21 protein-coding genes, 1 tRNA gene and 1 pseudogene are annotated in these 18753 nt (G+C 50.7%); 16 read left to right on the forward strand and 7 right to left on the reverse strand.

The annotated features are described in order from the left end of the window. Window positions 1–20: 20 nt before the first annotated feature. Genes mnmA through rluE form a run of 3 tightly spaced genes read right to left on the reverse strand, consistent with a single transcriptional unit; the run spans window position 21 to window position 2282 of the window. Complete coding sequence (gene mnmA, locus OOJ60_RS03120) at window positions 21–1127, reverse strand: tRNA 2-thiouridine(34) synthase MnmA (protein ID WP_060569624.1); 1107 nt, start codon at window positions 1125–1127, stop codon at window positions 21–23. A 54-nt stretch (window positions 1128–1181) separates the two neighbouring features. Beyond that, complete coding sequence (locus OOJ60_RS03125; RefSeq protein ID WP_042287638.1) at window positions 1182–1643, reverse strand: NUDIX domain-containing protein; 462 nt, start codon at window positions 1641–1643, stop codon at window positions 1182–1184. Between the two features lie 3 nt (window positions 1644–1646). Then, window positions 1647–2282: a 23S rRNA pseudouridine(2457) synthase RluE gene (gene rluE / locus OOJ60_RS03130; protein ID WP_205611921.1), complete on the reverse strand. Its 636-nt coding sequence runs from the start codon at window positions 2280–2282 to the stop codon at window positions 1647–1649. A gap of 201 nt (window positions 2283–2483) precedes the next feature. Between rluE and icd the strand changes: the two genes are divergently transcribed. After that, window positions 2484–3734 (forward strand): NADP-dependent isocitrate dehydrogenase, encoded by a 1251-nt coding sequence (icd, locus tag OOJ60_RS03135; protein WP_042287636.1) that lies wholly within the window; start codon window positions 2484–2486, stop codon window positions 3732–3734. A gap of 152 nt (window positions 3735–3886) precedes the next feature. Here the strand turns inward: icd and cspF are convergent, their stop codons facing one another. Further along, a complete protein-coding gene (gene cspF / locus OOJ60_RS03140) occupies window positions 3887–4099 on the reverse strand; it encodes a cold shock-like protein CspF (protein WP_042287635.1) in 213 nt (70 codons plus the stop codon). A 293-nt stretch (window positions 4100–4392) separates the two neighbouring features. On the opposite strand from cspF, the pseudogene OOJ60_RS03145 reads away from it, so the two are divergent. From OOJ60_RS03145 to OOJ60_RS03165, 5 genes and pseudogenes are all read left to right on the forward strand, one after another. Then, window positions 4393–4578: pseudogene (locus OOJ60_RS03145) on the forward strand (cold shock domain-containing protein); the annotation flags it as partial. Between the two features lie 18 nt (window positions 4579–4596). Beyond that, entirely contained in the window at window positions 4597–4785 is a 189-nt protein-coding gene (ymcF, locus tag OOJ60_RS03150) for a cold shock small protein YmcF (RefSeq protein WP_042287743.1), read from the forward strand. A gap of 22 nt (window positions 4786–4807) precedes the next feature. Continuing rightward, window positions 4808–4981, forward strand: a complete 174-nt coding sequence (locus OOJ60_RS03155; RefSeq protein ID WP_181821454.1) for a hypothetical protein — start codon at window positions 4808–4810, stop codon at window positions 4979–4981. A 586-nt stretch (window positions 4982–5567) separates the two neighbouring features. After that, window positions 5568–7931 (forward strand): autotransporter outer membrane beta-barrel domain-containing protein, encoded by a 2364-nt coding sequence (locus OOJ60_RS03160; RefSeq protein ID WP_181821453.1) that lies wholly within the window; start codon window positions 5568–5570, stop codon window positions 7929–7931. Between the two features lie 150 nt (window positions 7932–8081). Next, a tRNA-OTHER gene (locus tag OOJ60_RS03165) sits at window positions 8082–8156 on the forward strand. Window positions 8157–8232: 76 nt separating this feature from the next. On the opposite strand, the gene OOJ60_RS03170 is transcribed toward OOJ60_RS03165, so the two are convergent. Together OOJ60_RS03170 and blaSED are read right to left on the reverse strand one after the other, a co-directional pair. Continuing rightward, window positions 8233–8523 carry a DUF1471 domain-containing protein gene (locus OOJ60_RS03170; protein ID WP_181821452.1) on the reverse strand — a complete coding sequence of 97 codons (291 nt, stop codon included), beginning with the start codon at window positions 8521–8523 and terminating at the stop codon, window positions 8233–8235. A gap of 132 nt (window positions 8524–8655) precedes the next feature. After that, window positions 8656–9543 (reverse strand): SED family class A beta-lactamase, encoded by an 888-nt coding sequence (gene blaSED, locus OOJ60_RS03175; RefSeq protein WP_060569629.1) that lies wholly within the window; start codon window positions 9541–9543, stop codon window positions 8656–8658. Between the two features lie 197 nt (window positions 9544–9740). Between blaSED and sedR the strand changes: the two genes are divergently transcribed. Then, window positions 9741–10601 (forward strand): beta-lactamase transcriptional regulator SedR, encoded by an 861-nt coding sequence (sedR, locus tag OOJ60_RS03180; protein WP_205611922.1) that lies wholly within the window; start codon window positions 9741–9743, stop codon window positions 10599–10601. Between the two features lie 29 nt (window positions 10602–10630). Here sedR and uspF read toward each other — a convergent pair whose 3' ends face one another. Further along, window positions 10631–11059 carry a universal stress protein UspF gene (gene uspF / locus OOJ60_RS03185; protein WP_042287629.1) on the reverse strand — a complete coding sequence of 143 codons (429 nt, stop codon included), beginning with the start codon at window positions 11057–11059 and terminating at the stop codon, window positions 10631–10633. A gap of 230 nt (window positions 11060–11289) precedes the next feature. Here uspF and OOJ60_RS03190 point away from each other — a divergent pair, with 230 nt between their 5' ends. From OOJ60_RS03190 to OOJ60_RS03230, 9 genes are all read left to right on the forward strand, one after another. Then, window positions 11290–11616: a four-helix bundle copper-binding protein gene (locus OOJ60_RS03190; protein ID WP_042287626.1), complete on the forward strand. Its 327-nt coding sequence runs from the start codon at window positions 11290–11292 to the stop codon at window positions 11614–11616. Between the two features lie 141 nt (window positions 11617–11757). Further along, window positions 11758–12408 (forward strand): metal-binding protein ZinT, encoded by a 651-nt coding sequence (zinT, locus tag OOJ60_RS03195; protein WP_042287624.1) that lies wholly within the window; start codon window positions 11758–11760, stop codon window positions 12406–12408. Window positions 12409–12617: 209 nt separating this feature from the next. Continuing rightward, window positions 12618–13037: a translesion error-prone DNA polymerase V autoproteolytic subunit gene (locus OOJ60_RS03200; protein ID WP_042287741.1), complete on the forward strand. Its 420-nt coding sequence runs from the start codon at window positions 12618–12620 to the stop codon at window positions 13035–13037. 2 nt (window positions 13038–13039) lie between these two features. Next, window positions 13040–14305 (forward strand): Y-family DNA polymerase, encoded by a 1266-nt coding sequence (locus OOJ60_RS03205; protein ID WP_042287622.1) that lies wholly within the window; start codon window positions 13040–13042, stop codon window positions 14303–14305. A 115-nt stretch (window positions 14306–14420) separates the two neighbouring features. Continuing rightward, a complete protein-coding gene (gene leuE, locus OOJ60_RS03210) occupies window positions 14421–15059 on the forward strand; it encodes a leucine efflux protein LeuE (protein ID WP_205611923.1) in 639 nt (212 codons plus the stop codon). A gap of 128 nt (window positions 15060–15187) precedes the next feature. Then, window positions 15188–17164, forward strand: a complete 1977-nt coding sequence (locus tag OOJ60_RS03215) for an acyltransferase family protein (protein WP_205611924.1) — start codon at window positions 15188–15190, stop codon at window positions 17162–17164. Window positions 17165–17322: 158 nt separating this feature from the next. Beyond that, the gene (yeaR, locus tag OOJ60_RS03220; RefSeq protein WP_042287615.1) at window positions 17323–17685 is read left to right on the forward strand and encodes a DUF1971 domain-containing protein YeaR; all 363 of its coding nucleotides are present in this window, start codon (window positions 17323–17325) and stop codon (window positions 17683–17685) included. A 2-nt stretch (window positions 17686–17687) separates the two neighbouring features. Then, window positions 17688–17870, forward strand: coding sequence for a DUF1869 domain-containing protein (locus OOJ60_RS03225; protein WP_042287613.1), 183 nt, complete (start codon window positions 17688–17690; stop codon window positions 17868–17870). Window positions 17871–18070: 200 nt separating this feature from the next. Next, window positions 18071–18718, forward strand: coding sequence for a hypothetical protein (locus tag OOJ60_RS03230; protein WP_205611925.1), 648 nt, complete (start codon window positions 18071–18073; stop codon window positions 18716–18718). Window positions 18719–18753: the final 35 nt, after the last annotated feature.

Genomic DNA, 18753 nt, shown 5'->3' on the forward strand with positions numbered 1-18753 from the left:
TTGTATTTAAGAGGTAAAAATTAGACCGGCAACGGCAGGCGCTGTTCGATAATGCCGCCGCCGAGGCACACTTCGCCACGGTAAAAGACCGCCGACTGGCCCGGCGTGACCGCAGCAACCGGTTCGTCAAAGATCACTTCGATGCGTTCGTCATCCAGCGCGTTCACGGTGCACGGAATGTCAGTCTGGCGATAGCGTGTTTTCACCGTGCAGCGCATTGTGCCGGTGAACGGCTCGCGATCGACCCAGTGCAACTGTTGCGCCACCAGGCCGACGGACATCAGGCGCGGGTGTTCATGGCCCTGCGCGACAACCAGGATGTTGTTCTCAACGTCTTTATCGACCACGTACCAGGGATCGTCGGTCCCTTCTTTGGTGCCGCCGATGCCGAGTCCTTTACGTTGACCCAGCGTGTGATACATCAACCCCTGGTGCTGGCCAATCTCTTCGCCGTCTACGGTAACGATTTTGCCCGGCTGTGCCGGCAGGTAACGGCCAAGAAACTCGCGGAACTTACGTTCGCCGATAAAACAGATGCCGGTGGAGTCTTTTTTCTTTGCCGTCACCAGGCCCAGATCTTCGGCTATTTTACGCACCTGCGGCTTGGCCAGTTCGCCTACCGGGAACAGGCTTTGCGCGATTTGTTCATGGCTGAGGGTATACAGGAAGTAGCTCTGGTCTTTATTGCCATCGAGCCCGCGCAGCAGACGGCTTTTGCCGTCCACATCAGCGCGGCGCACGTAGTGGCCGGTGGCGATAAAGTCAGCACCTAAATCTTCTGCGGCGAATTCGAGGAACGCTTTAAACTTGATCTCTTTATTGCACAGAATATCCGGGTTTGGCGTACGTCCGGCTCTGTACTCCTCAAGGAACAGCTCAAAGACGTTATCCCAGTATTCTGCGGCAAAGTTAACGGTGTGCAGTTCAATGCCGAGCTTATCGCAGACGGCCTGCGCGTCAGCCAGATCGGCCGCCGCGGTGCAGTATTCCTCACCGTCGTCTTCCTCCCAGTTCTTCATGAACAGGCCTTCTACCTGGTAACCCTGTTGTTGCAACAGCCAGGCGGAAACGGAAGAGTCGACACCGCCGGACATCCCGACGATCACTTTTTTTGGGCTTTCTGACATTGGAATACTCACGACATTGAACTTCAAGGCGGCGTATTCTATCACGCACCCCTTTTAGTTGACACCCTCAGTAAACGGCCAGTTAAATTCACCGACCATGTCCAGTGGATAACGCTCTGGCCGCTGATAGCTGCGAATACTTTCGGCCACCAGCGGCGAACGCAGGTTCGGGGCGCGAAGAATCTCTTCTGCGCTGACCCAGCGGCAGCAATCGATATCGCTGTCATGCGGTTCAGTGTCGCACATATTGGCAAGTTCAATAGAGAACAGAAAGCGGAGAAAGGGCGTTTTGTCGGGCGCAATCCATTGATGCATACGAATAAAGTATTGAGGTTGCGCCTTAATCCCGGTTTCTTCCCACAGCTCGCGTGCCGCCGCTTGCACCAGCGTTTCGTCGGCTTCCAGATGTCCGGCAGGCTGATTCCACAACGCTTTGCCGTTTATCGTTTCTTCGACCACCAAAAATTTGTCTTCTGCATGGACGATGCAGGCAACCGTGACGTGTGGTTTGAACATACTTTATCCTTTATTTGCATTGGTGACGTCTCGCCACTCGCCGTTAGCGAGATTATCCAGCGTGTAATCCCCCATGGCATAGCGAATCAGGCGCAGCGTCGGAAACCCGACGTGCGCGGTCATACGCCGCACCTGCCGGTTACGCCCTTCATATAAGGTGATCTTCAGCCAGCGGGTGGGGATGTTTTTCCGCTCACGAATCGGCGGGTTGCGCGGCCACAGCCAGTCAGGCTCCGCGACAAGCTCGACGCCGGCGGGCAGGGTGGGGCCATCGTTCAGCGTGACGCCATCGCGCAGCGCGTTCAGCGCTTGCGCCGTAGGGTCGCCTTCAACCTGCACAAAATAGATTTTGCCGGTGCGTTTGCCCGGCTGCGTCAGGCGCGCCTGTAGCGCGCCGTCGTTGGTCAGCACCAGCAGTCCTTCGCTGTCCCGGTCCAGACGGCCTGCGGCATAAATCCCCTGTACGGGGATAAAATCTTTTAAGGTGCGCCGTCCGGCCTCGTCAGTAAATTGTGGCAAAACATCGTAAGGTTTATTGAATAAAACCACGCGTTTTGGCTGGTTTTCTTTGCGCCGCTTAGTGGCTTGTCGCGAGCTGAATCGCTCAACCCGGTGATTTCTAAAAGAAGTTTTCTGCATGGTATTTTCAGATTATAGCAATTGCCGCATTATAGCCTAATCACGAGCGTCTTTCATGGCGGCGAACATTAGGGTAGTATTGACATGCTCATTACAAAACATTAACAAAAAATTGCTCTAACGCATTCGTGCAGCAGGACGCAATGGCACATGCAGCGCGATGACAGACGAGCAAACCAGAAGCGCTCGAAGGAGAGGTGAATGGAAAGCAAAGTAGTTGTTCCGGCGGAAGGTAAGAAGATCACCCTGCAAAACGGCAAACTCAACGTTCCTGAGAATCCGATTATCCCGTTTATCGAAGGCGACGGTATCGGTGTTGATGTAACCCCTGCCATGCTCAAAGTGGTCGATGCCGCGGTCGAGAAAGCCTATAAAGGTGAGCGTAAAATCTCCTGGATGGAAATTTACACCGGTGAAAAATCCACCCAGGTTTATGGTCAGGACGTCTGGCTGCCCCCTGAAACCCTGGATCTGATTCGTGAATACCGCGTGGCGATTAAAGGCCCGCTGACTACCCCGGTTGGTGGCGGTATCCGCTCTCTGAACGTTGCGCTGCGTCAGGAACTTGACCTGTACGTTTGCCTGCGTCCGGTGCGTTATTACCAGGGCACCCCAAGCCCGGTTAAACACCCGGAACTGACCGACATGGTTATCTTCCGTGAAAACTCTGAAGACATCTACGCAGGTATTGAATGGAAAGCGGACTCAGCGGACGCTGAGAAAGTGATTAAATTCCTGCGCGAAGAGATGGGCGTGAAAAAAATCCGCTTCCCTGAGCACTGCGGTATCGGTATCAAGCCGTGTTCTGAAGAAGGAACCAAACGTCTGGTGCGCGCGGCAATCGAGTACGCGATCACTAACGATCGTGACTCCGTGACCCTGGTCCATAAAGGCAACATCATGAAGTTCACCGAAGGCGCGTTTAAAGACTGGGGTTACCAGCTGGCGCGCGATGAGTTCGGCGGCGAGCTGATCGATGGCGGTCCGTGGGTGAAAATCAAGAACCCGAACACCGGCAAAGAGATTGTCATTAAAGACGTCATTGCCGATGCGTTCCTGCAACAAATCCTGCTGCGTCCGGCGGAATACGACGTTATCGCCTGTATGAACCTGAACGGCGACTATATTTCCGATGCGCTGGCTGCGCAGGTTGGCGGCATCGGTATCGCCCCGGGCGCGAACATTGGCGACGAGTGCGCGTTGTTTGAAGCGACTCACGGCACCGCGCCGAAGTACGCAGGTCAGGATAAAGTGAACCCGGGCTCCATCATCCTTTCTGCTGAAATGATGCTGCGCCACATGCAGTGGTTCGAAGCCGCAGACCTGATTGTTAAAGGCATGGAAGGGGCGATCGCCGCGAAGACCGTGACCTATGACTTCGAACGTCTGATGGAAGGCGCTAAGCTGCTGAAATGTTCAGAGTTTGGTGACGCGATCATCGCCAATATGTAATTCAGATTCTGGGTTACACCATAACGGGAGCCAGTGGTTCCCGTTTTTTATTTTTTCCGATAACGTCTGCCAGGTATAGACTGACTGCGGGCTGTTAGCGAATGGCTAATGATGCACCACGGTTTTTCCTGGGCGAAAGGTGTTAATACAGATTACGAAAGATAAACATTCGCTGCTGAAGGGCCATGCAGACCGTTTATTCGACAAAACTCAACGCGTAACCCAGGGGTCAGTACTTCTGAATCGCGAAGGCTGAGTGCGGAAATGTGAAGCTGAACATCTTTGCGGCCATCGGAGGGGCTGATTAGACCTTTACCGCTTTTGCAGTCAAAGGTTTTGACAATTCCTGTCATTTTACGGGACAAACAAATTCCTTAATGCTAATTACAGGGTGCACTATACACGTGCTTAAAGAGAACGCCAGAGTTATTTTCTGGCTATAAGGATATCCGGATGGCTAAAATAAACATTGCTTAACGGATACGTCCATGCGTTAATGACATCATCGGTTTAAGAACAAACGATCTATAAAGTTGTTTACTCAAGCAGTTCTCATTTCAGGTATATTCTCTTTGTCCCTTCTTTGAGTCTTCCCACTATTCACTTCGTCGTTTCTGTAAAAACCCTACGCCGGAAGGCTCAAATTAAGGTATCGATCATGTCAATTAAAAAGACAGGCTTAGTAAAAGAATTCAACGCTGAAAAAAGTTTCGGTTTTATTGCTCCGGCTGATGGCAGCAAAGATGTGTTTGTCCCTTCTTCTGCAATTCAGAGCGACAATTTTAAAACGTTAAATGAGGATCAGGACGTCGAATTTAGCGTAGACCAGGGCCCCAGAGGCCCGCACTTTAAGGTGACCGTTATGACTCCTCATATCCACTTCAGATGTCCATGTTGTCATGGTTCTCAGTACAGAACCTCTGCTTTTGATGTTACCGAGAAAAACCCTTTCGGCGCAAAATGCATTTTTTGCAAATCTGTCATGGTGACATTTGACAATATTACACAGTACATTCGTTCCGGTCAGACACCGGTAGACTACCGAAAATAATTGAGGCTCCGCCGGGAGCCTTTTGGCATTTTTATCTCCCTTCCTTTTTGTGATGAAACGCGCTAATCAGGATTATGGTACTCAAGTCGGTATCCCTCCGGACACCTCTGCGCGCAGGGTGGCATTTGTTATCAGCGAGCCGGAAGATGTCGGTGTGAACGAGATTATTTTCCGTCCGATGACGCAGGCGCTGTAAACGGCGTCTTCACATTTTACGCTACCTTACTTTCTGGAATTAATAAGAGCGAGAGCCAAAAGGTTCTCGTTTTTTATTGTCGCGAATACGCTATAAGCAACATAATTCGAGAAATGTTGCTGTGTTAATAAGGAATTTCCGTATTATTTTGCCTTGTTGCGCAGGTCCCGGTTTACTGTTGGTTTACATTATCTGTGTTTAGATGGACGCGTTTGATTTAAGCCTGTCATTGGTTTTTATTCCCTCCCGTGCGTGATTATGCGCAGCAGGTCAATTGTCTTTTAATGAAAGGATACGTCTGGTTTACTGTTGTTATATCAGGTTTTGCCGTGGCGTCCCTGAAGTGAGAAATTAAATGAGCACACAAGGATGGTCAGCAAATACCTCCGCAAGCACTCTTATTCATCATGTTGTTGCCTCTACGCTGGCCTGCGGTTTTGCGGTGTTGTCGCCCGCTGTCGGGGCGGTATCATTAATTCCTGTAGAAACAGAAACGACGAATGAGCGTTGTAATATTAACTGCCTCATTTCTGGCGAGACAGTAATATACAATGGAGATGCTGTCGTAAAAAATATTGTTGTCGAAATGTCTGTTCCGCAAAAAATTAGTGGTGTTTTAGAATTACAGGATAACGCCACGTCTTACGGTACGGTTCTTAACGATAAAGGTTTTGAAAATGTCAGAGATAACGCCGTTGCCAGGGGGACGATTATCAACAGCAATGGTACGCAAAACGTTTATTCTGAAGCGGTGGATACCGTTGTTCAGGGGAGCGGCGGACGCCAGTATGGTTATGAAAATGCGCTAATCACCGGCACTCAGCTCAATAACGGCGGGCAGCAATGGCTCAAGGATAACGCGCATGCAAAAAACACAACGATAGAGGAAGGCTCTTCACAATACCTGAGTGACAGCGCGCGGGTGACAGACACCACGATTAATCACGGCGCGCAGTATATTTCTGGCTTAAATGCGGTTGCAGAAGGTACAACCCTTAATGGAACGGCTCGTCAGCAGCTTACCGGTGGTTTGGCGGTGAATACCACTCTCAACGGAAACAGTGTTCAGACGCTTCAATTCCAGACCTGGGCGCCGGGCTTCGTGGAAAATACGATACTGAATGATAACAGCGTTCAGTATGTTTACTTTTCCGCCTCCACGGCGAAAAAAACGCAGCTTAATGATACGTCGCGCCAGTATATTTATTTCGGCTCGCAGGCCGAAGACACGCATATTAACGGCGGCCATCAGATCGTTTATAGCGAAGGTTATGCGGACAGAACGAGGATTGACGCCGGGATCCAGTCGGTGGCGAATAATGCCATTATTAATGACACCACAATCAATGGCGGTCGTTCTTATTTATATGATGGCGCACGCGCGACTGGTTTTATGAATGTCGGGCAGGCGGGAGGCGTCTATATGGATGCCGGTGCGGTAGCCGATAACATCACGCTAGCCGGGACGCTGTACATTACCGACATTGATAACGACACCGCGGATCTGGACCCGGCTTATGTCGGCAATCTCATTCTCCAGGGAGGAAACGTAAGTTTTCTGCTCGACAGTTACGGCGAATATGCGGCTCTGACCATTGATAATCTTAGCGGCTCAGGTCACTTTTTATTTAACTCATCGCTGGCTAAAAAGAACGCGAATTTTGTCGAGATAGGTCAGGGCGCTGGCAGCTTTACTATCATGGTTTTTGACTCGGGGCATGAAATCGCCGACGACAGGGACCTTACGGTGAATCTTATTCACGATCAACGCGGTGAAGCGGAATTTTCTCTGGTGAGCGCTAATTATCATCGCTCAGCCGCGATTGATGGCGGTACGTATCTTTATACGCTGTATCATCAACAGAATAAGGATGGCTACAGCGGCAATGTCTGGTATCTCGGCGCGATGACCGATGGCAATGAAGGTAACGAAGGCGATGAAGATAATGAAGATAACGAGGGCAACGAGGGCGACGGCGGCAGCGAAGGAGATAATGGGAATAACAATGGCAATGGCGGCGGTTCGCTGATTACGACCCCCTCTACGGATGCAGTCCTGAGCCTGGCGACCGTCGGCCTGAATGTTATGCGTTCAGAAATGGACGGCCTGCGCAGTTACCGTAATCACTCAGGCCGTGAGCGAAAGGCGGGCGAGGGGAATGTCTGGGGCCATTATCTGGGTAAAAAGAGCCACGTTTCGGTCAGTAGCGGTGCTGAATATACGCTGCACCAAAACGGTTTGGAACTGGGCGGAGACCGAATGGCGGAATATCAGGATGGAACGCTTGTCAGCGGCGCGTTTATCACGCTGACCAAAAATCATGTCCTGCACGCCCGGGGCGGAAAAAGCCATGTGGACAGTTACGGTATTGGCGGCTACGCCACCTGGTATCATCACAACGGCGTTTATATTGATGGCGTGGTTAAAGCGAATAGATTAAATAATAACCTCAGGGTGCGTATGACCAATGGTGGTAATGCAACGGGAGAATGGCATCAATATGGTCTGAGCGCCGCGACTGAAAGCGGAATACTTTTCCAGCCGGATGATACCATCACTGTTGAGCCATTTTTTCGCCTTACCGGGACGCAAATTAATGATGCGGATATTCGTTTGTCAAACGGGATGAGGGCGAAGACAGGCGCGGCGCGTTCTCTTATTGCCGGGATGGGTATACGCACGGGAGGCCATTTTTCCAGCCATGACACTGTTATTGCGCCATACATTCAGGTGGAGGTTGAACAGGAATTAGCAAAATCGAATCGCACGGTAATCAATAATGTGAATCATTTTGATAATAATCTTAACGGTACCTCCGGTAAGTATGGCCTGGGTCTGTCTGCCGACGTAACTCGCACCGCCACGCTGTATGGTGAAATGAATTACCGACAGGGTCGCCATATTGAGGAACCCATTCAGGGTGTTGTTGGGATACGGATGCGCTTTTGATTTGCTATCGGCGCGCAAATAATAAGCAAACAGTGAATTAAAGGTGTTTCAAAAGGACTTTAGCTCTTGCAGGGTTAATTTGAGTTATGTATTATTCAGCCCGTTATCACTGATGAGTAAATTCTCAATCAGATAATGATAAACGGCTAACCGCCATTAGCTCATCTGGAAGAGCGAACGACTTTTGTTGTAGGGAACGGGGTTCGAGGCCTCGATGGCGGCCCAAATTTTAAAGGCCTGGACATTTGTCCGGGCCTTTTTCTTTTGTCAGACCAGCAGGTGAATACTGTTCACGACGGGCTTATTTATTCGCATCTTTATAAATGTCGGCGACCGCTTCAAAATTCGGGCCATGCTGACGGGCAGCGACGATGTGATAATATTTGGCGCCTTTTTCATCCGTCAGTTTCGACAGTTCTTCACGCAGATCGCTTGGTGAGGAGATGGCTCCGCCGCTCTGCGAAACGTTTACCGTCCCCACTTTTTCCAGTTTAAAATGATCAACTTCTTCTTTTGAAACCTGGTCAGCGGCAATGGCGCTGAAAGAGAAGGCTGAGACAAGCAGTGTGGTAGCGAAAGCAATTTTTTTCATATCGCGCATCCTTGTTAGGTTGATTGGTGAGAGTGAATTCACACATTTTTTAGTGTAGACCAATTTTCCAGCGAAGCGCTGTTTTCCGCACAGACACCGTCAGGTGTCTGCGCAGGGTTCTGTTCAGAGAAATTACTTTCCTTCCGTCACAATTTTCGCCGCCGCGGCCAGGACATCTTTACGCCATTTCGCATCCTGCCGTGGCTGTGTGAAATAGGTTACCAGCACCAGCGGGGCGCGGTCTTCCGGCCAGATCACCGCGATGTCATTCGTGGTGCCGTAATCACCCGCCCCGGTTTTATCGCCCACCACCCAGCGTGCAGGAAGGCCGGCACGAATGCTCTGGCCCCCGGTGGTGTTGCCTTTCAGCCAGTCGACAAGCTGCGCGCGCTGGGGACCTGCCAGCGCGTCGCCCAGCGTGAGTTTACGCAGACTTTTGGCCATGGCCAGCGGCGATGTTGTGTCGCGCTCATCGCCGGGAATGGCGGTGTTTAATTCCGGCTCTTTACGATCGAGACGAAACGTCGTGTCGCCAATGGAACGTGCAAACGCCGTGACGTTGCCGGGGCCGCCAAGATGCGCCAGCAGTTTATTCATGGCGGTATTATCGCTGTACTGTAACGTCGCTGCGCTTAGCTCAGCTAATGTCATCGTATTACCCACATATTTCTCTGTTACGGGATTCCAGTTGGTCAGATCGGCTTTTTTAATGGTCATTTTTTGCTGCAAAATACCGTCATGGGTTTCACTCTGTTTTAATACCGCGGCGGCGGTCATGACCTTACTGGTGCTGCACATCGCAAAACGCTCGTCTGCGCGGTACAACACCTGCGAATTATCCGCGGTATTAATCAGCGCCACGCCCAGGCGTCCGCCAGATTGCTTTTCCAGCGCCGCCAGCTTTTTCTGAACCTGCTGCACGTCTGACGTCGCCTGCGCATGCAGTGAAGTGCTACTAAAAATGAAGGGCATAACAGCGGCAGCGATAAATACCGTCTGGCGAAACCGTTCTTTAAGCATACAAAACCTTCTTAATCGTCAATGAATGGGTAAATAAGGGCACTTTTGTTTTTGGTGCAGAAATATCCAGGCCAGAGACATCAATAAAAATAAAATGTTTCCCGATTGCCGGCGTGATGCACTATCTCCATTCAGCGCTTGCTTAACAAGCGAGAAGAATTTACCCTGGATAAAAGAAAATCTTATGAGTCTTTTCGATGCGTTCTCATCTTCCTCTCAATGCGCTACGCGCCTTTGAAGCTTCCGCCCGTCATTTGAGCTTTACGCGCGCCGCGCTTGAACTTTGCGTAACGCAGGCGGCGGTCAGCCAACAGGTACGAATACTTGAAGATCGCCTGAACCGGGTGCTGTTTAAGCGTCTGCCCAGAGGGCTGGAGATGACGGATGAGGCGCAGGCGCTGTTTGCGGTGCTGACCGATGCGTTTGGGCAAATCGACACCATTTTCCGCCAGTTTGAAGGAGGAGAATACCGTGAGGTGCTCACCGTCGCGGCGGTTGGGACTTTCGCTGTTGGCTGGCTGCTACCGCGCATTGAACAATTCCGGCAAGCGCATCCGTTTGTCGATCTGCGTTTGCGCACCAATAACAACGTGGTAAACCTGGCCGCAGAAGGGCTGGATTTCGCCATCCGCTTTGGTAGCGGTCAGTGGCCCGCCACCCATAACGAAATGCTGTGCGAGGCGCCGCTGACGGTGCTTTGTTCGCCCGATACCGCGCAACGACTGTCGCATCCCGCCGATCTCCTGCAAGAGAATCTTTTACGCTCTTACCGGGCAGATGAGTGGGATGCCTGGTTTGCGGCCGCAGGGGTTAGCGCTGAGCGAATCAATGGCGCAATGTTCGACTCATCGCGCCTGATGGTTGAAACGGTCATCCAGAGCGGCGGCGCGGCACTGGTTCCGGCAAAAATGTTCAGCCGTGAGCTGGCGAGCGGGCAGCTTGCGCGTCCTTTTGCTAATGAAGTCGATATGGGCAGCTACTGGCTCACGCACCTGAAATCGAAGCCAGTGACCCCGGCAATGGAAATCTTTCGGGACTGGATTGTAAAGGCAGAATAAACGGGAGCCAGCGGACTCCCGTTCGGGGATCAGCGTACCACTAACACCGGGCAGTGCGCGTGGCGAACCACGGCCGCAGCGGTTGAGCCCAGCAGATAGGTTGAAATGCCTGGCTGGTGCGAGGCAATAATCACCAGATCGGCGCTCACCGCCTCCGCCACCTTCAGGATTTGATCTTTAGGTGGACCATACACCACGTGCGTTTGCACTCTGCCTTCAGGGATAGTGAATTGCTTCACGATCTCTTCCAGCTTCTGCAAGGCTTTGGCCTGTAAACCGTTCCTGTCCGGTAATTCGCCGGAGTAGGCAAGTCCCATGGAAGCATAGAAGGGGACTGACGGGATCACCGCCAGGAAGTGGACTTTTGCCGCTTTGGTGTGCGCCTCAACCTGGGGGATGAGCTGGCGGGTCAGATCGGATTCAGAGATATCAATTGGAACCAGAACAGAACGATACATAGTATTACCTCCTGTTTTTTATGTCCGCCTCCATCATACCGAATTCGGTTTTTGTAGAAAAAGTGACCCGATCAAAGTTCTGGACAACGGGGCGTGGAATATGTGATTGCCGACACGAAATGGAAAAGGATTCTGCTATTCGGAAAAAAGTGAATGCGCCTTACCGCCTGGCGAGGTGGGAAATTTTGTGCAGACTTATCTACTCCTCTGACAAAAATAAGGAGTGAGTTATGCAGCAAGAACACCGTGAATGTATTGATATGTGTTATGCGTGTGCGGCAGCATGCGATCACTGTGCTGCGTCATGCCTGAATGAACAAGATATCGATATGATGAGAGCGTGTATCCGTCTGGATACCCAGTGTGCCGCAATGTGCCGTCTGGCGGCGCAATTTATGGCCCTGGACAGCGATTATCTCAGTCAGGCGTGTCGTCTTTGCGTGGACCTGTGCAAAGCCTGCGCCGAGGAATGTGCCCGACATGAGCACCAACACTGTCAGGCGTGCGCCCAGGCCTGCAATGCGTGCGCCGACGCCTGCCTGAAGATGGCTGCCTGACAGCCTCCTGCCATTGGCCACCCGCGCGGTGGCCGTTGATTTTCGGTCTGCTTTTCCTCGTTGTTTTCATCGGGACAGTTGAATATCTTCTTTTGTTATAATATAACATTGCATCTTTATGGATGAACTGAGGGTGCAATTGTGGTTATTCGTTTTAAAAAACTATCGCTGTTTCTGGGAATGCTGCTGGCGAGCGGTTATGCCTTCGCACACGGTCACCATTCACATGGCGCTCCGCTGACAGAGGTGGAACAGAAAGCGGCCGAAGGCGTATTCGACGATAAAAACGTTCGGGACAGGGCGTTGACCGACTGGGACGGTATGTGGCAATCCGTTTACCCGTATCTGGTCAGCGGCGAACTGGATCCGGTGTTTACGCAGAAAGCAGAGAAAGATAAGCGTAAATCAGCAGAGGAAATAAAAGCATATTACCGCAAAGGATATGCAACGGATGTCGAAACGATCGGTATTGAAAACGGCGTGATGGAGTTCCATACCGGCGATCAGGTCGCCTCCTGTAAATATGACTATGCTGGACACAAGATCCTCACCTATACCTCGGGTAAGAAAGGCGTCCGTTATCTGTTTGAGTGCAAAGAGGCGAACAGCAACGCGCCGAAATATGTGCAGTTTAGCGATCATATCATCGCTCCGCGCAAGTCGAGCCATTTCCATATCTTTATGGGCAATACCTCACAGCAGGCGCTGCTGGAAGAGATGGATAACTGGCCAACCTATTATCCTTACCAGCTTAAGGCCCAGGCCGTGGTGGATGAAATGCTGCATCATTAAATCCTGTGAACCCGTCGCATGCCGACGGGTTTTCAGTTGGCGCTTTTATAATCATTCGAATGAGCCGCACAAAATTTTTTTCTCCCCGTAAATAAATAAAATCAACATGCTGCAGTTTAACGCCCGCCAACACGCGCTGTTCGCCGCTTGATCTCGCCTTTGTTTAAATCTACTGTATATAAATACAGTAAATATATGGATGTGTGATGATGATGTTCTACAGACCCGTTGACTTGCGCCAGATTGTAACGACTCCGCTTTTTGCCGATATCGTTCAGTGCGGATTTCCCTCTCCCGCGCAAGATTATGTGGAACAACGGATCGACCTTAACGAACTGCTTATTCAGCATCCCAGTTCAACCTATTTTGTCCGCGCCGCTGGCGACTCGATGATTGAGGGCGGTATTGGCGACGGGGATTTGCTGGTGGTGGACAGCGCGCTTCAGGCGACGCACGGTGACATTGTGATTGCGGCAGTTGAAGGGGAGTTTACGGTAAAGCAGCTACAGCTGCGGCCCACGGTGCAGTTAAACCCGATGAACAGCGCCTGGTCGCCTATCCGCGTGAGCAGTGAGGATACGCTGGATATTTTCGGCGTGGTTACGCACATCATCAAAGCGACAAAGTAATCATGTTTGCGCTGGTGGATGTGAATTCCTTTTACGCATCCTGCGAAACCGCCTTCCGGCCGGATCTGAAAGGTAAGCCAGTGGCCGTGTTATCAAACAACGATGGTTGCGTCATCGCCCGAAGCGCAGAAGCAAAGCGGCTGGGCGTGAAAATGGGCGATCCCTACTTTAAGCAAAAAGATCTGTTTCGTCGCTATGGCGTCGTCTGCTTCAGCAGCAACTACGAACTGTACGCCGATATGTCTAACCGGGTAATGACCACGCTGGAAGAGCTGACGCCGCGCGTGGAAATATACAGTATCGATGAAGCGTTTTGCGATCTGACGGGGGTACGTCATTGCCGGGATCTGACCGATTTCGGCATGGAGATTCGCCGCACGCTGCTGCAGCGCACGCATCTGCTGGTTGGTGTCGGGATCGCCCCAACCAAGACGCTGGCGAAGCTGGCGAACCACGCGGCAAAGCAGTGGCCGCAGACAGGCGGGGTGGTGGATCTGTCGAACGTGGATCGCCAGAGAAAGCTAATGGCGTTAATGCCGGTCAGCGAGGTGTGGGGCATTGGGCGGCGCATTGCGAAAAAGCTGGAAACGATGGGCATCGAAAACGTACTGCAGTTGGCGGAGACGGATATTCGCTTCATCAGGAAAAATTTCAGCGTGGTGCTTGAAAGAACGGTGCGCGAGTTGCGCGGCGAACCGTGTCTGGCGCTGGAGGAGTTTTCAGCCGCCCGGCAGGAGATTATCTGTTCCCGCTCTTTTGGCGAGCGGGTGAGTGACTACGAGCAGATGCGTCAGGCCATTTGCAGCCACGCCACGCGCGCGGCGGAAAAGCTTCGCGCGGAGCATCAATACTGTCGGCATATTTCCGCCTTTGTGAAAACCAGTCCGTTTGCGGAAAATGAAAAATATTACGGCAATTATGGCTCGGTCGAATTGTTGACGCCCACGCATGACAGCCGGGACATTATTAACGCGGCGATCCGCTGTCTGGACGCGATCTGGCGTGACGGTCACCGTTATCAAAAAGCGGGTGTGATGCTCGGCGACTTTTTCAGCCAGGGCGTGGCGCAGCTTAATCTGTTTGACGATAACGCACCCCGTCCGGGCAGTGAAAAGTTGATGAGCGTGCTGGATAAGCTTAATGCGCAAGAGGGAAGGGGAACGCTCTATTTTGCCGGGCAAGGCACCACCCAGCAGTGGCAAATGAAACGAGAGATGCTCTCTCCCCGCTACACTACGCGCGTGTCGGATCTGCTGGTCGTCAGATAAAACAACCGCCAACGCGGAACCTCCGTTTAAGGGATTTCCCTTTCCATCATCAGGTGCATTGGTTAGCATATTGTTTCGCAGCTAAGCGTATGTGTTGTTTCAGGAAGAGGTTAACGTGTTTGCAGAGTATGGCGTACTGAATTACTGGACCTATCTGGTGGGGGCGATTTTTATTGTATTAGTGCCGGGGCCGAATACGATATTTGTTTTAAAAAATAGCGTCGGGAGAGGGATAAAGGGCGGCTATCTTGCCGCGAGCGGTGTGTTTATTGGCGATGCGGTGCTGATGTTTTTAGCCTATGCGGGCGTTGCGACGCTGATTAAAACCACGCCGGTGCTGTTTAATATCGTGCGCTATCTCGGTGCGTTTTATCTGCTTTATCTTGGCGCGAAGATCCTCTGGTCCACGCTTAAATCAAAGGGCAGTGGGGCCTCTGAAGACGCCGTGCCTTTCGGTGCGATTTTTAAACGCGCGCTCGTACTGAGCCTGACCAATCCAAAAGCGATTCTTTTCTACGTCTCCTTTTTTGTGCAGTTTATTGATGTTAACGCGCCGCACGCGGGACTGTCATTTTTCATTCTGGCGGTCACGCTGGAAGTGGTGAGCTTTTGCTATCTGACTTTCCTGATCCTCTCCGGCGCGTTTGTCACCCAGTACATCCGCACAAAAAAGAAACTGGCGAAAGTGGGAAATTCACTGATCGGCCTGATTTTCGTCGGATTCGCGGCACGACTGGCAACGCTGCAATCGTAAATCTGTTAGCCCGCTATACAGCGGGCTTTTTTGTATCGGAAGCGCAGAGAAACAGTGAGCCATAGCGGTTCACTTTTAAATAAACTCGTGTAAAATCCGTGCTTTATATTTTATTGGCAGGGTAATGGATGAAATATCGTTCAGATATTGACGGCATCAGGGCGATTGCCGTATTGCTGGTGGTGCTATTTCACGCCGGGTTTACAGTATTCGCATCCGGTTTTATTGGGGTTGATATTTTCTTCGTTATTTCTGGCTTCCTCATTGCCTCGATAATCAAAGACAGAATGGATGCGGGTAAATTTAGCTTTAGCGACTTTTACCTACGCAGGCTATGGCGCTTGCAGCCTGCTATGCTGGCGATGATGGCTTTTTGTTTCGTTCTGGCTTCGGTATTCTGGTTACCTGAAGATTACGCACCTTTTCTTAAAAGCATAAAACAGACCTTACTGATCGTCTCAAACCGCTATTTTGGTGATGAAACGACCGCATATGCAGCGCCTGACTCGAACGCGATGTTATTGCTTCATACCTGGTCACTGTCTATTGAGTGGCAATGGTATCTTTTTTTTCCGATTATTTATTATTTTTTCCGTAAGAAAACAAATGAGCGAACGATTAAGTACGGCTCGCTGCTGATAACGGTAGTGGGTATCGCAATTACCTGGCATTATACATCTGCACAGCCGACGAAAACCTATTATTTTTTCGCTTCCCGGTTCTTTGAGTTTATGCTTGGTGTCTGCGTATGTATTTACCTGCCATTGGCAAAGAGAGTAAATACAGTTGCGCTTAATATTATTTCACTGCTTGCGATTATTGTTATTTTTACTATCAGCTTCAGAACGGATGTCATTCTGGGTTATCCCAACGTTTATACGCTGGCGGTTTGTCTCAGTGCAGCAATAGTGATTTTTAGCGGCTCCCGGGAAAATATCCTAATCAATAATTGCTTATCATTCTCCCCTCTCGTATGGCTCGGTAAAATCTCGTATTCACTGTATCTTTTCCACTGGCCTATTTTCGCGACATTGCACTATATAGGGATTACCCATGTCTATGCCCGACTGGCAGGCCTGTGTTTGTCTATTCTTTTAGCGGTGGGATCATACTATTTTGTTGAAAAACCCTATAGAAAGCCCCGGCAGTCTTTGAAAAAAACGCTGATTATCTTGCTGGTCGCGCCACTGCTCGCCATTATCGTTTTGAACCCTGTCAGCAAGCATTTTGATGGTTTTAGTTATCTCCGGTTTGGTGAGACGCTTCATCATATCAATAGCGTTCTGAAAGAGACAAAGTTAAAACAGCGGCAGGACTGTATGAATGCGAATGTATCAGGAACCGATATGGCGTGTGTGGTAGGGGATAAAACCTCTTCAGAACGTGCGATACTGATGGGCGATTCGCATTCCAATCAGTACTGGAATTTTTTTGATGTCATGGGAAAAAATGCAAAAGTTGCTGTGGATATGAAAGCGACTTCGTTGTGTCTGGCGATTCCGGGCGTATACCATGATGATTTATATACTTATAAAGGCGAACATTATCAGATTTGCCACGAAAACGTCGAAAAATATTATGACGCTATTCGAAGCCATAAGTATAAATACGTCATTATTTCTCAGGTATGGGAAAACTATGCGGCGTTCAGGGTGAGAGATCATATTAATGATACCCCATCACAAACTGAGTCCATCAATATTGTGACCCGCGCGACCGGGCAGGCTGTACAAGCCATTATCGATGCTGGCGCGCAGCCGATTCTTGTGAAAAGCATGTTCCCGATGCCGGAAAATTTTCTGACTTGTTTCTATGAGCATTTTAAAACACGGGGCGAGTATGAGCATCAATCCTGTAATCCGCAGCCGCAAATCAATCCGGCGGTGTGGACAGAAAAAATGTACGCAACGCTGCAGACAAAGTTTCCATCTCTGATCGTTATCGATCCAAAAAGGGTGCAATGTCCTGACGGAATCTGCAAAACAGAAATTAACGGGATCCCGTTGTACCGTGACGTTGGGCATCTGAACGATTACGCCACTAAAAAGTTAGCAGAGAGCTGGCTGAAACAATACGGCAATCCGCTCATCCCGCCGGGTAGATGATGTCATGGGGCGAGGCGCACAAGTAGGCGTGTCGCCCCGACAGTGGAAAAGAAGCATGTGCCCCTTTTGGTGTATTTAAAATGCCAGTTATGAGGCGTAACCTTTCTGGAACAGCGGGTTAAACACAACCGCATCTATCGACTGGATGAGGGAAGAACATGCTTCAGATTCCACAAAACCATATCCATACGCGCTCCACGCCGTTCTGGAATAAAGAGACCGCGCCTGCCGGAATTTTCGAACGCCACCTTGATAAAGGAACCCGACCGGGGGTGTATCCCCGCCTGTCGGTGATGCAGGGGGCGGTCAAATATCTCGGCTATGCCGATGAACACAGTCCGGAACCGGAAAAAGTGATGATCATCGAAGCCGGTCAGTTTGGTGTTTTTCCACCTGAAAAATGGCACAACATCGAAGTGATGACCGATGACACCTATTTCAATATCGATTTTTTCGTCGCGCCGGAGGTTCTGCTGGAAAGCGCAAACCAACGAAAAGTCATTCATACCGGGAAGAAATAATCATGGGAAAAGCAACCTATACCGTCAGCGTGACGAATAACAGCAATGGTGTGTCTGTCGATTATGAAACCGATGCGCCAATGACCCTGCTGGTGCCGGAAGTGGCCGCTGAGGTGGTCAAAGATCTGGTGAATACGGTTCGTTCATACGATACGGAAAACGAGCACGACGTCTGCGGCTGGTAAGACCGTCGGAAATAACAACCGTACTGCATACAGGCGATGCAGTACGGTTTTTTTTTGTCTTTTCGCAATGTTTGACACATCACAGAAATGAATTGAAACGAAACCTTAAGAAAACCTTAAGTTCACCGCATGGATTGCTAAGGTAAGAATATTCGTAAAATTTATGATCGGGTAACAGAACCTTAACAGAACTGATACCCATGAAACTAGACGCACGTTTTTCCTCCACAACCGGCTTTCTTACGCTAGCTGCCGTCGCGATCCCGTTCACCGCAAACTGGCATTTGCCGCTTTTTCATGGCGCGCTTGTCGCGTGGGTTGAGAACGGACAGGCGCTATGGCTACTGTTTGGCGCGTTGTTCACCGCCTGGTATATCCGACCGCTTTCCCGACCTGAAGGCGCGAAACAGTTCTGGTCATGGGCGGTGGTCTGGTGGGTAGTGCTGCTGGGGCGAAGCACCAGTTGGGGACGCGATTATTTTCCTGACGAACCCAGAATACTGTTTCGGGGGATCTCGGTCATACTGATTGCCGCGTTGGTGTTACCGGTTTGCCTGTCTGCTTCACTGCGCCGGGAGATTGCGCGTCGTCTGCGTGAGGAACCGCTTCCCGTGTGGCTGTTTGCGCTGACGGCCTGTTCGTTCTTGATTTCGGATACTGTCGAACATCACCGCTTGCTGGCTCCACTCTTTTTGCACGACGTCAACTATACCGATTTGATTGAAGAGTTGTATGAATTGCCCTTTATGGCAGGGCTGTTTTTTATCACGCTGGGATTGATGCGGAAGGATAAACGGCGGGAAGCGCGCGCACTGCCCCTGGGCGAGCCGCAGCACGTCGGCTATTGAACGCGGCCTGAACCCGCACTGCGGGTTCAGGTGCA

Origin of the sequence: Citrobacter sp. R4, assembly GCF_026719175.1 — a bacterium.
GTDB classification, from domain to species: Bacteria; Pseudomonadota; Gammaproteobacteria; order Enterobacterales; family Enterobacteriaceae; genus Citrobacter_A; species Citrobacter_A sedlakii.

Bases quoted from the DNA above. Each gene is read 5' to 3' on its own strand.
- mnmA (WP_060569624.1), bottom strand. From the start codon at position 1,127: ATGTCAGAAAGCCCAAAAAAAGTGATCGTCGGGATGTCCGGCGGTGTC.
- OOJ60_RS03125 (WP_042287638.1), bottom strand. From the start codon at position 1,643: ATGTTCAAACCACACGTCACGGTTGCCTGCATCGTCCATGCAGAAGAC.
- rluE (WP_205611921.1), bottom strand. From the start codon at position 2,282: ATGCAGAAAACTTCTTTTAGAAATCACCGGGTTGAGCGATTCAGCTCG.
- icd (WP_042287636.1), top strand. From the start codon at position 2,484: ATGGAAAGCAAAGTAGTTGTTCCGGCGGAAGGTAAGAAGATCACCCTG.
- ymcF (WP_042287743.1), top strand. From the start codon at position 4,597: ATGACTCCTCATATCCACTTCAGATGTCCATGTTGTCATGGTTCTCAG.
- OOJ60_RS03160 (WP_181821453.1), top strand. From the start codon at position 5,568: ATGTCTGTTCCGCAAAAAATTAGTGGTGTTTTAGAATTACAGGATAAC.
- OOJ60_RS03170 (WP_181821452.1), bottom strand. From the start codon at position 8,523: ATGAAAAAAATTGCTTTCGCTACCACACTGCTTGTCTCAGCCTTCTCT.
- blaSED (WP_060569629.1), bottom strand. From the start codon at position 9,543: ATGCTTAAAGAACGGTTTCGCCAGACGGTATTTATCGCTGCCGCTGTT.
- sedR (WP_205611922.1), top strand. From the start codon at position 9,741: ATGCGTTCTCATCTTCCTCTCAATGCGCTACGCGCCTTTGAAGCTTCC.
- uspF (WP_042287629.1), bottom strand. From the start codon at position 11,059: ATGTATCGTTCTGTTCTGGTTCCAATTGATATCTCTGAATCCGATCTG.
- OOJ60_RS03190 (WP_042287626.1), top strand. From the start codon at position 11,290: ATGCAGCAAGAACACCGTGAATGTATTGATATGTGTTATGCGTGTGCG.
- OOJ60_RS03200 (WP_042287741.1), top strand. From the start codon at position 12,618: ATGATGTTCTACAGACCCGTTGACTTGCGCCAGATTGTAACGACTCCG.
- OOJ60_RS03205 (WP_042287622.1), top strand. From the start codon at position 13,040: ATGTTTGCGCTGGTGGATGTGAATTCCTTTTACGCATCCTGCGAAACC.
- OOJ60_RS03215 (WP_205611924.1), top strand. From the start codon at position 15,188: ATGAAATATCGTTCAGATATTGACGGCATCAGGGCGATTGCCGTATTG.
- yeaR (WP_042287615.1), top strand. From the start codon at position 17,323: ATGCTTCAGATTCCACAAAACCATATCCATACGCGCTCCACGCCGTTC.
- OOJ60_RS03225 (WP_042287613.1), top strand. From the start codon at position 17,688: ATGGGAAAAGCAACCTATACCGTCAGCGTGACGAATAACAGCAATGGT.
- OOJ60_RS03230 (WP_205611925.1), top strand. From the start codon at position 18,071: ATGAAACTAGACGCACGTTTTTCCTCCACAACCGGCTTTCTTACGCTA.